The sequence below is a fragment of the Natronococcus sp. genome (assembly GCF_047921035.1).
GTDB lineage: Archaea > Halobacteriota > Halobacteria > Halobacteriales > Natrialbaceae > Natronococcus.
In genome coordinates this window covers 1-500 of the sequence record NZ_JBLRWX010000285.1, presented here as the reverse complement: position 1 = coordinate 500, position 500 = coordinate 1, and the positions used below count along the sequence as shown (strand labels likewise).

1 tRNA gene is annotated in these 500 nt (G+C 61.8%); it reads right to left on the bottom strand.

Annotation, left to right across the window (positions count from 1 at the left end):
- Window positions 1–379: 379 nt before the first annotated feature.
- Window positions 380–452 (bottom strand) — tRNA-Pro (locus ACNA7R_RS20720).
- Window positions 453–500 lie beyond the last annotated feature (48 nt).

Below are 500 nucleotides of genomic sequence, written 5' to 3'. Positions count from 1 at the left end.
GCGCGCGCTCGGTGGGCTACCCGAGCGAATGCGAGTGGGCCCGCCGAGCTGCGCGCGAGGGATGAGTGAGGCGCGACGCGCCGAGCGAATCGGCTGGGGAGGCGTGTGGGCGGTAATGCCGACTGCGTGAGAGTATATAAATAGGGGATACCGCTCTGTATGTCTTATAAATCGTCGGAGTAACTATATAAAGAGCATTTAAATGCTGCAAAAGCGCCGGGACAGGGATTTGCACCACGCGAAGACGTTCCGGGCATGCGGCCTCGCGTGCGCTCGGCCGTTCCGGGCTGCGTCTTCTCTACTTCGAATCTGATTGGATGCACTCTCCACGCACCGCCGACCGCTCGCTGTCGCTCGCGGTGTGGCGGTGCGGGAGAAGTGGGCCGGCTCAGATTCGAACTGAGGTTACGGCCACCCGAAGGCCGAAGGATACCAAGCTACCCCACCGGCCCGCGCTCGGAAGAAAGCTGGTTGCGTTGTTAAGCGTTCCGGAACGACGT